Raw genomic sequence first — 9,760 nt, 5'->3', positions numbered from 1 at the left:
GGGTGTTCGGCGGGCAGATCGACCGCGTGCTGCCCGAGCTCGGCGCCGCCAGCTATCTGGTCTCCCTGTTCTTCGCGGTCGCCTTCTACGCGTCCGTCCTGGTGCACGAGCTCGCCCACACCCTCGCCGCGCTCCGCTTCAAGCTGCCGGTGCGCCGCATCCAGCTGCAGTTCTTCGGCGGCGTCTCCGAGATCGAGAAGGAGGCCGAGACACCCGGCCGGGAGTTCGTACTGGCCTTCGTCGGCCCGCTGCTCTCGCTCGTGCTGTCGGGCGTCTTCTACCTCGCTCTGCTGGCCGTCGACCCCAGCAGCGTCCCGGGCGTCCTGCTGGCCGGCCTGATGATCTCCAACCTCATCGTCGCCGTCTTCAACCTGCTGCCCGGTCTTCCGCTCGACGGCGGCCGCATGCTGCGCGCCGTGGTCTGGGCGGTCAGCGGCAAGCCGATGACCGGCACCGTCGCCGCCGCCTGGGTCGGCCGCGCCCTCGCCGTCGCCGTACTGATCGGCCTCCCGCTGCTCACCCAGACGGGAGCTCTCGGCTCCGACGCCGTGGACAACGTCGGCATGGACACCGTCCTGGACGCCCTGCTCGCCGCCATCCTCGCCGCGATCATCTGGACCGGCGCCGGCAACAGCCTGCGCATGGCCCGTCTGCGCGAACACCTCCCCGAACTGCGTGCCCGCAACCTCACCCGCCGCGCGGTACCCGTCGAGACCGACACCCCCCTCTCCGAGGCCCTGCGCCGCGCCAACGCCTCCGGGGCCCGCGCCCTGGTCGTCGTCGACCCCGACGGCGTGCCCCTCTCCCTGGTCCGCGAATCCGCCATCGTCGGCGTACCGGAACACCGCCGGCCCTGGGTCGCGGTCAGCGGACTCGCCCAGGACCTCACCGACGGCATGCGCGTCTCCGCCGAGCTCGCCGGGGAGGACCTGCTGGACGCCCTGCGCGCCGCACCGGCCACCGAGTACCTCGTCGTCGAGGACACGGGCGAGATCTACGGCGTGCTGTCCGCGGCGGACGTGGAACGAGCCTTCGTCAAGGCGATGGCACGGCCCAGCTGACCCCGCGCGACGGTGCGCGGGCAACCACGCACCCGGCCGCGACGGGCTCGCACCCGGCGCCCTCGGGCCGCCCGCCCGCCACCGGTCCGAACGGACCCCGGGGAACCGGTAAGCTGCTCACATGTCCGAACCGACCGGTGCCGCCCGCAGGCGCGGGCCCTTCAAGGTCGGGGACCAGGTTCAGCTGACCGACCCCAAGGGCCGCCACTACACGTTCACGCTCGAGGCCGGGAAGAATTTCCACACCCACAAGGGTTCCTTCCCCCACGACGAACTGATCGGTGCTCCCGAGGGCAGCGTTGTCCGCACCACCGGGAACGTCGCCTACCTCGCTCTGCGCCCCCTGCTCCCCGACTATGTCCTGTCCATGCCCCGCGGGGCCGCTGTCGTCTACCCGAAGGACGCGGGGCAGATCCTCGCCTTCGCCGACATCTTCCCCGGCGCGCGCGTCGTGGAGGCCGGCGTCGGCTCCGGCTCGCTCAGCAGCTTCCTGCTGCGCGCCATCGGAGACCAGGGCATGCTGCACTCCTACGAGCGCCGTGAGGACTTCGCAGACATCGCCCGGCAGAACGTCGAGCGGTACTTCGGCGGTCCGCACCCCGCCTGGCAGCTGACCGTGGGCGACCTCCAGGACAACCTGTCCGACCCCGACGTCGACCGCGTCATCCTGGACATGCTCGCCCCCTGGGAGTGCCTGGACGCCGTCTCCAAGGCGCTCGTGCCCGGCGGCATCCTGTGCTGCTACGTCGCCACCACCACCCAGCTCGCCCGGACTGTGGAGTCCATCCGCGAGATCGGCTGCTTCAACGAGCCGACCTCCTGGGAGTCGATGATCCGCAACTGGCACATCGAGGGCCTCGCCGTCCGCCCGGACCACCGGATGATCGGCCACACCGGCTTCCTGCTCACCGCCCGCCGCCTCGCCGACGGCGTCGAGCCGCCCATGCGCCGCCGCCGCCCCGCCAAGGGCGCCTACGGCGAGGACTACGCCGGGCCCAACGCCGACGGCGGCACCGCCCGCTGACCTCCGGGCCCGCAGGCCCGCAACACACAGGCGCCGTGCCGCAGTTCCCCGCAACCGCCCGGAACTGCGGCACGGCGCTCTCGCGTTGACCCGGGCGACCCACCGGGCGACCCACCGGGCGACCCACCGGGCGGGGCGCCCGAAGCACGCCGGTCACCCCACACCGGAACTGCACACCCCGCCGTTCCCTCCGCACTGTGACGTGTGGCACGATGCTGGCCATCCCACCGGCACAGCCCTCACGGGAGACACTCCTAGTGCAGCCTTCCGCCGTCCCGGAGCTCGCCCACACCCACGCACGCCCGATCCACTGGGTCGCCACCGCCACGGCCCTCGCCGGTGTCGTGGCCCTCTCCTCCGCCCTGGGGCCCGACGCCGCGACCGCGGCCCCCACGCCCGGACCGCAGACGAGGAGCGCGCCGGCGCACATCGCCCCGCCCGATCCAGCGGCCGTCGAGTTCCCCCTCGACTGCGGTCCGATGAAGACCGTGGTGAAGAAGAAGGCGTCCGGCGACCTGGACGGCGACGGGCGGCCGGAGACCGTGGCGGTGGTGCACTGCGACTCCCCGATGGGCACCCCGCCCGACGGTGTCTACGTCGTCACCCGGGCCGCCGGCGGCACCGCACCGCGCGTGGTGGCCACCCTCGCCGACCCCGGGGACCGCACCAACGTCGACGACTTCGCCGTACACGACGGCGCCGTCACCGCCACCCTGTTCGGCTACTCGTCCGCCGACGTGCCCAGTTGCTGTCCCGATGTGCGCGAGCGCGTGAAATGGCGGTGGGAGAACGGCGCGTTCGTGCGGTCCACCCCCTCCGGCGCCAGGAGCGTGTGACCCGCCGGGCCCGCGCGCGTGCGTGCGCGGAGGCGCGTACGCCGGGGCGTGACGGATCCGGACACGACACGGGTGACGTGCCGTGCCCCGTCGGTCACCCGGCGTCCGGCCCGTAGATCTCGGCGCTGTCCGAAACCCGACGGACATGGATGCACTCGCCCGGACACTCCTTCGCCGAGCGATCACGTCGGTGAGAAGCGGCAGTGGTACGGGCGTTGTCGCCCCCTTGTCCTGCAACAGCTCGTCCTGCGGGCTCTTCACGTAGGCCAGACCGTCGATGTCCAGCTCGAACACCTCGGGCGCGTACTGGGCGCAGATGCCGTCACCGGTACACAGATCCTGGTCGATCCAGACCTCCAGGGCCTCCCCGACGACTTCGGCCTCCTGCTGCACGCTCATCTCTCCTGCCGTTTCCTGCGCCGAACCGAACGGGAATCCGGCCAGCTCCGACGGGTGTTGAACACTTCGACCCTACCTTCGCCTGGGTTCCAATCATCTTCGATGGGTATTCCCCTGGCGTGAGGGAGAGCGCAAGGGTGAAGATCGGACACACCCCGACAGTCTTTGTGATCTAGGGGTTTCAATCGACACCCGCCCAGGTAGGGTCTGGAAGCGTCCAGCTCCCCTTGGAGGAGGTGAGGACCGTGGCAGCCCACGACGACGACATGAACCGCGGCATCCGCCCGGGACGCGGGTCCGAGGACCCGGCCGGGCAGATCGCCTACCTTGAGCAGGAGATCGCCGTCCTGCGACGTAAGCTCGCCGACTCTCCGCGACACACGAGAATTCTCGAAGAGCGGATCGTCGAGCTGCAGACCAACCTGGCCGGTGTGTCCGCCCAGAACGAACGACTCGCGGGCACGCTCCGTGAGGCCCGCGACCAGATCGTGGCCCTCAAGGAGGAGGTCGACCGGCTCGCACAGCCCCCCGCCGGCTTCGGGGTCTTCCTCACGGCGAACGAGGACGGCACGGCCGACATCTTCACCGGCGGCCGGAAGCTGCGGGTGAACGTGAGCCCGGGCGTCGAGCTCGAGGAGCTCAGGCGGGGCCAGGAAGTGATGCTCAACGAAGCGCTCAACGTGGTCGAGGCCATGAAGTACGAGCGCGTCGGCGACATCGTCACCCTCAAGGAGATCCTGGAGGACGGCGAGCGGGCCCTGGTGGTCGGGCACACCGACGAGGAGCGGGTGGTGCGGCTCGCCGAGCCGCTGCTGGACGTCACCATCCGTCCCGGCGACGCCCTGCTCATGGAGCCCCGCTCGGGCTACGTCTACGAGGTCGTCCCCAAGAGCGAGGTCGAGGAACTCGTCCTCGAGGAAGTGCCCGACATCGGCTACGAGCAGATCGGCGGCCTCGGAGGCCAGATCGAGGCCATCCGCGACGCGGTCGAGCTGCCCTACCTCTACCCGGACCTGTTCAAGGAGCACGAACTGCGGCCGCCCAAGGGTGTGCTGCTGTACGGGCCCCCCGGATGCGGCAAGACACTCATCGCCAAGGCCGTCGCGAACTCGCTGGCCAAGAAGGTCGCCGAGGTCACCGGGGTGGCCGCCGGCAAGAGCTTCTTCCTCAACATCAAGGGCCCCGAGCTGCTGAACAAGTACGTCGGCGAGACCGAGCGGCAGATCCGCCTGGTCTTCCAGCGGGCCCGGGAGAAGGCCAGCGAGGGCACCCCTGTCATCGTCTTCTTCGACGAGATGGAGTCCCTCTTCCGCACCCGCGGCTCCGGCGTCAGCTCGGACGTGGAGAACACCATCGTCCCGCAGCTGCTCGCCGAGATCGACGGCGTGGAAGGCCTGCAGAACGTGGTCGTGATCGGTGCCTCCAACCGTGAGGACATGATCGACCCGGCCATCCTGCGACCCGGCCGGCTGGACGTGAAGATCAAGATCGAGCGTCCGGACGCCGAGGCGGCCAAGGACATCTTCGGCAAGTACCTCACCGAACGCCTCCCGCTGCACGGCGACGACCTCACCGAGCACGGCGGCGACAGGTCCATGACGGTCCAGAGCATGATCCAGACCGCGGTGGAACAGATGTACGCCGAATCCGAGGAGAACCGCTTCCTGGAAGTCACCTACGCCAACGGCGACAAGGAAGTCCTGTACTTCAAGGACTTCAATTCCGGCGCCATGATCGAGAACATCGTGGGCCGCGCCAAGAAGATGGCGATCAAGGACTTCCTGGAAAAGACCCAGAAGGGCCTCCGCGTCTCCCACCTGCTCCAGGCCTGCGTGGACGAGTTCAAGGAGAACGAGGACCTGCCCAACACCACCAACCCGGACGACTGGGCCCGCATCTCCGGAAAGAAGGGCGAGCGGATCGTGTACATCCGCACGCTCATCACCGGAAAGCAGGGAGCGGACACCGGACGCTCCATCGACACAGTGGCGAACACCGGTCAGTACCTGTAAAAGCCAGGGTGGCTGCGGGTGCCCCTCAGCGGGTACCCGCAGCCGACTGTTTTCCGGCGCCACGGCTGGAGCACAGCAATGACGCAAATGATCTCCCCACCAGGGCGAAGGCGTTCTAGGCTCGTCCGTACCGCCGAGTCGCGCAGTGCGGGGACGGGCACCGCACACGCACCGGAGCGCCAGCGGTACAGCAGCGCCCCCGACCGGGGACGCCGCCGGGCAAGGAGGGCCGCATGACCGTACGGCGAGTAATGGGCATCGAGACGGAGTACGGGATCTCCGTGCCCGGTCACCCCAACGCCAATGCCATGCTCACCTCGTCCCAGATCGTGAACGCCTACGCGGCGGCGATGCACCGGGCCCGCCGGGCCCGCTGGGACTTCGAGGAGGAGAACCCGCTGCGGGACGCGCGAGGCTTCGACCTCGCCCGGGAGGCCGCCGACTCCAGCCAGCTCACCGACGAGGACATCGGCCTGGCCAACGTCATCCTGACCAACGGCGCCCGGCTCTACGTCGACCACGCCCACCCCGAGTACAGCTCCCCCGAGGTCACCAATCCGCGCGACGCCGTGCTCTGGGACAAGGCCGGCGAACGCATCATGGCCGAGGCGGCGGAGCGGGCCGCACAGCTGCCCGGCGCCCAGCCGATCCACCTCTACAAGAACAACACCGACAACAAGGGCGCCTCCTACGGGACGCACGAGAACTACCTGATGAAGCGGGAGACCCCCTTCTCGGACATCGTGCGCCACCTGACGCCGTTCTTCGTCTCCCGCCAGGTCTTCACCGGCGCCGGCCGCGTCGGCATCGGCCAGGACGGCCACGAGCACGGCTTCCAGCTCAGTCAGCGCGCGGACTACTTCGAGGTCGAGGTGGGCCTGGAGACGACGCTGAAGCGGCCCATCATCAACACGCGCGACGAACCGCACGCGGACGCGGAGAAGTACCGGCGACTCCATGTGATCATCGGCGACGCCAACCTGTCGGAGATCTCCACCTATCTGAAGCTGGGCACGACGGCGCTGGTCCTGTCCATGATCGAGGACGGGTTCATCGCGGTGGACCTCGCGGTCGACCAGCCGGTACGGACACTGCACCAGGTCTCGCACGATCCGTCCCTGAAACGGCTCGTCACGCTGCGCAGCGGGCGGACGCTCACCGCGGTGCAGCTCCAGATGGAGTACTTCGAGCTGGCCCGCAAATACGTGGAGGAGCGGTTCGGGGCCGACGCCGACGACCAGACCAGGGACGTGCTCGCTCGCTGGGAGGACACGCTCACCCGGCTGGAGCGCGACCCGATGAGCCTGGCCGGCGAGCTGGACTGGGTCGCCAAACGGGAGCTCATGGAGGGCTACCGGCGCCGGGACGGCCTGGACTGGGACGCCGCCCGGCTGCACCTGGTGGACCTCCAGTACGCCGACGTACGGGCCGAGAAGGGCCTCTACAACCGTCTGGTGGCCCGTGGGCGGATGAAGCGGCTGCTGGACGAGGGAGAGGTCGAGCGGGCTCGTACGGCGCCTCCGGAGGACACCCGGGCGTACTTCCGCGGACGGTGCCTGGAGCAGTACGCGGACGACGTCGCGGCGGCGTCCTGGGACTCGGTGATCTTCGATCTCCCGGGCCGGGACTCGCTCCAGCGGGTCCCAACCCTGGAACCGCTTCGCGGAACGCGTAATCACGTCAAGGAGCTCCTTGACCGCTGCCGGACGGCAGAAGACCTGGTCAGGGTGTTGTCGGGGAACTGAGCGGGCACCGGGGTACCCGGGAAGGGCCGGCCGGACAGGGTGGAAATCGCCCGGTCCGGGAATCATCGAGATGGTCCCCGTACGTTGGAGCAACTGCGGGGGCATTGTCGGACCCGGCGAGTAGGGTCTGATCTTGACCGAGCAACTGTGTCGGGCGAACCGAGCGGGGTGAGGGTGATGGCGACCAAGGACACCGGCGGCGGGCAGCAGAAGGCCACCCGGTCGACGGAGGAGGTCGAGGAGCAGGCGGCGGAGACGCAGGCTTCCGAGGACCTCAAGGAGCGTCAGGAAAAGCTGGGCGAGGACGTGGACGACGTCCTGGACGAGATCGACGACGTGCTCGAGTCCAACGCCGAGGATTTCGTTCGCTCATTCGTGCAAAAGGGCGGCGAGTAGCCTTCGGACCGAGGGTCGGGCGGCTTCGGGTTCGGCCTCGAAAGAGCATCTGGAGCGCTGCGCGCGGTGCGGCAGGCCGAGCCGCGCGCAGCCTTCGCCCGCCAGCGGTCACGCAGGTCATCCGATGCGCCGGCGCGGCATCGCCGCAGCCGGGCGTGACGAGCTGACCACCTCCCGGGGAAGCGTCTGCCGCATCGATCCGGCGGCCCCCGCCGCGCATGTGGATCACTGCCATGAGACGGGTAGGGTCCGTGGCGTACTGTGCCTCAGCTGCAACGCGGTGCTGGGGCGGTTCAAGGAACGGCCCGATGCCATAAGGCGGGCTGCCGCATACGTGGAAGGAATCGCGTGGAAGCCAACACTCGTAGCACCGGGCGTCTGCCGGCTGCCTTCCTGACGCCGGGCTCCTCCTCCTTCATGGACTTCCTCTCCGAGCACCAGCCGGAACTGCTGCCGGGCAAGAGGTCGTTGCCGCCCGTGAAGGGCGTGATCGAGGCGCCGCACGGGACGACCATCGTCGCCGTCACGTTTCCCGGCGGGGTCGTGCTCGCCGGTGACCGGCGGGCCACCATGGGGAACGTCATCGCGCAGCGGGACATCGAGAAGGTGTTCCCGGCGGATGAGTACTCGGCGGTGGGGATCGCCGGTACGGCGGGACTGGCCGTGGAGATGGTGAAGCTGTTCCAGCTGGAGCTGGAGCACTTCGAGAAGGTCGAGGGCGCGCAGCTGTCGCTGGAGGGCAAGGCGAACCGGCTGTCGACGATGATCCGTTCGAACTTGGGCATGGCGATGCAGGGGCTGGCCGTCGTTCCGCTGTTCGCCGGGTACGACGTGGACCGGGAGAAGGGGCGGATCTTCTCCTACGACGTCACGGGCGGGCGTTCCGAGGAACAGGGATACGCCGCGACCGGTTCCGGGTCGATCTTCGCGCGCGGTGCGATGAAGAAGCTGTTCCGGGGCGACCTGACCGAGTCCGAGGCCACCACGCTGGTGGTGCAGGCGCTGTACGACGCGGCAGACGACGACTCGGCGACCGGTGGTCCCGATGTCGCCCGCCGGATCTACCCGATCGTCACCGTGATCACCGAGGACGGCTTCCGCCGGCTCACCGAGGACGAGGCCTCCGATATCGCCCGGTCCGTGCTGGAGCGGCGGCTGGAGCAGCCGGACGGTCCGCGGGCCGCGCTGCTGTAGGCCGCGGGCGGGTTGTTCGGTTGTTCCAGGGTGCTCCAGTGACTTCGACAGAAAGGGACGGATAACCGGTGTCGACGCCGTTCTATGTCTCACCTCAGCAGGCGATGGCCGACCGGGCGGAGTACGCCCGCAAAGGCATCGCCCGTGGACGCAGCCTCGTTGTGCTGCAGTATGCCGACGGCATCGTGTTCGTCGGCGAGAACCCGTCCCGTGCGCTGCACAAGTTCAGCGAGATCTATGACCGGATCGGGTTCGCCGCGGCCGGCAAGTACAACGAGTACGAGAACCTGCGGATCGGTGGCGTGCGGTACGCCGACCTGCGGGGTTACACCTACGACCGGGACGATGTGACGGCCCGCGGTCTGGCGAACGTGTACGCGCAGACGCTGGGGACGATCTTCTCGAGTGCGGCGGAGAAGCCGTACGAGGTGGAGCTGGTGGTGGCCGAGGTCGGGGAGACCCCGGAGGGCGACCAGATCTACCGGCTGCCGCACGACGGGTCCATCGTGGACGAGCACGGCTCGGTGGCGGTGGGGGGTAACGCGGAGCAGATCAGCGGGTACCTGGACCAGCGGCACCGGGACGGGATGACGTTGGCGGAGGCGCTGGAGCTGGCAGTGCAGTCGCTGTCCCGGGACACCAACGGCAGCGAGCGGGAGATTCCCGCCGAGCGGCTGGAAGTGGCGGTGCTGGACCGTACGCGGCCGCAGAAGCGGAAGTTCCGGCGCATCGGAGCGAGGCAGCTGGCGCGACTGCTGGAGGCCGGCGGCGCGGAGACGACGGCGGAGGCGGACGCGGAGACCGACTCCGGCGGTGACGTCGAGTAGTCCTTGGCGCACGGCGCCCACGTCGGGCCGCCCGGCCACCTCGGTGGGGCGCGCGCCCGTGGCGCCCCTTGCCGTGGGGTGGGGTGCGCGTCGTATGCCTGCGGCGCCGCTTTCCCTCCGGTGGGGGTGGGGGTAGCGCCTATGGCGGGTGGGTGGAGCGGGGCCGGGTCGGGGGTGCCCGTCCTCGGTCCGGCGCGGAATCGGTATCCCGGGAAACGGGGGCGTGGACGCGCCGGCCGCTGCGGGCGGTCACCCCCGCCCCGTCC

At 69.6% G+C, this 9,760-nt stretch carries 9 protein-coding genes and 1 pseudogene; 9 read left to right on the top strand and 1 reads right to left on the bottom strand.

The features are described from left to right. The 3 genes from B9S61_RS38820 to B9S61_RS38810 form a co-directional block, all read left to right on the top strand. Window positions 1-1,061, top strand: a 1,061-nt coding sequence (locus B9S61_RS38820) for a site-2 protease family protein (protein ID WP_103546383.1), incomplete at its 5' end; no start/stop codon positions are given. Between the two features lie 121 nt (window positions 1,062-1,182). Further along, window positions 1,183-2,085 carry a tRNA (adenine-N1)-methyltransferase gene (locus B9S61_RS38815; RefSeq protein ID WP_103546381.1) on the top strand — a complete coding sequence of 301 codons (903 nt, stop codon included), beginning with the start codon at window positions 1,183-1,185 and terminating at the stop codon, window positions 2,083-2,085. Window positions 2,086-2,342: 257 nt separating this feature from the next. Next, window positions 2,343-2,921 carry a hypothetical protein gene (locus tag B9S61_RS38810; RefSeq protein ID WP_103546379.1) on the top strand — a complete coding sequence of 193 codons (579 nt, stop codon included), beginning with the start codon at window positions 2,343-2,345 and terminating at the stop codon, window positions 2,919-2,921. A gap of 94 nt (window positions 2,922-3,015) precedes the next feature. Here the strand turns inward: B9S61_RS38810 and B9S61_RS38805 are convergent. After that, a pseudogene (locus tag B9S61_RS38805) lies at window positions 3,016-3,320 on the bottom strand (ferredoxin). Window positions 3,321-3,565: 245 nt separating this feature from the next. On the opposite strand from B9S61_RS38805, the gene arc reads away from it, so the two are divergent. From arc to prcA, 6 genes are all read left to right on the top strand, one after another. Continuing rightward, window positions 3,566-5,332: a proteasome ATPase gene (arc, locus tag B9S61_RS38795; protein WP_103546376.1), complete on the top strand. Its 1,767-nt coding sequence runs from the start codon at window positions 3,566-3,568 to the stop codon at window positions 5,330-5,332. A gap of 233 nt (window positions 5,333-5,565) precedes the next feature. Next, on the top strand, window positions 5,566-7,077 hold the full coding sequence (dop, locus tag B9S61_RS38790; RefSeq protein ID WP_360386236.1) for a depupylase/deamidase Dop: 1,512 nt from the start codon (window positions 5,566-5,568) through the stop codon (window positions 7,075-7,077). A 177-nt stretch (window positions 7,078-7,254) separates the two neighbouring features. Further along, on the top strand, window positions 7,255-7,473 hold the full coding sequence (locus B9S61_RS38785) for a ubiquitin-like protein Pup (RefSeq protein ID WP_103546373.1): 219 nt from the start codon (window positions 7,255-7,257) through the stop codon (window positions 7,471-7,473). A gap of 124 nt (window positions 7,474-7,597) precedes the next feature. Beyond that, window positions 7,598-7,870: an endonuclease VII domain-containing protein gene (locus tag B9S61_RS38780; protein ID WP_103546372.1), complete on the top strand. Its 273-nt coding sequence runs from the start codon at window positions 7,598-7,600 to the stop codon at window positions 7,868-7,870. Continuing rightward, entirely contained in the window at window positions 7,822-8,667 is an 846-nt protein-coding gene (gene prcB / locus B9S61_RS38775; RefSeq protein ID WP_103546371.1) for a proteasome subunit beta, read from the top strand. Before B9S61_RS38780 ends, prcB begins: the two co-directional genes overlap by 49 nt. A 68-nt stretch (window positions 8,668-8,735) precedes the next feature. Next, window positions 8,736-9,494 (top strand): proteasome subunit alpha, encoded by a 759-nt coding sequence (prcA, locus tag B9S61_RS38770; protein WP_103546370.1) that lies wholly within the window; start codon window positions 8,736-8,738, stop codon window positions 9,492-9,494. Window positions 9,495-9,760 lie beyond the last annotated feature (266 nt).

It is taken from the genome of Streptomyces sp. SM1 (genome assembly GCF_002910825.1).
GTDB classification, from domain to species: Bacteria; Actinomycetota; Actinomycetes; order Streptomycetales; family Streptomycetaceae; genus Streptomyces; species Streptomyces okerensis.
This window is presented reverse-complemented; position numbering and strand designations above follow the sequence as displayed.

Bases quoted from the DNA above. Each gene is read 5' to 3' on its own strand.
- B9S61_RS38785 (WP_103546373.1), top strand. From the start codon at position 7,255: ATGGCGACCAAGGACACCGGCGGCGGGCAGCAGAAGGCCACCCGGTCG.
- dop (WP_360386236.1), top strand. From the start codon at position 5,566: ATGACCGTACGGCGAGTAATGGGCATCGAGACGGAGTACGGGATCTCC.
- B9S61_RS38815 (WP_103546381.1), top strand. From the start codon at position 1,183: ATGTCCGAACCGACCGGTGCCGCCCGCAGGCGCGGGCCCTTCAAGGTC.
- B9S61_RS38780 (WP_103546372.1), top strand. From the start codon at position 7,598: ATGCGCCGGCGCGGCATCGCCGCAGCCGGGCGTGACGAGCTGACCACC.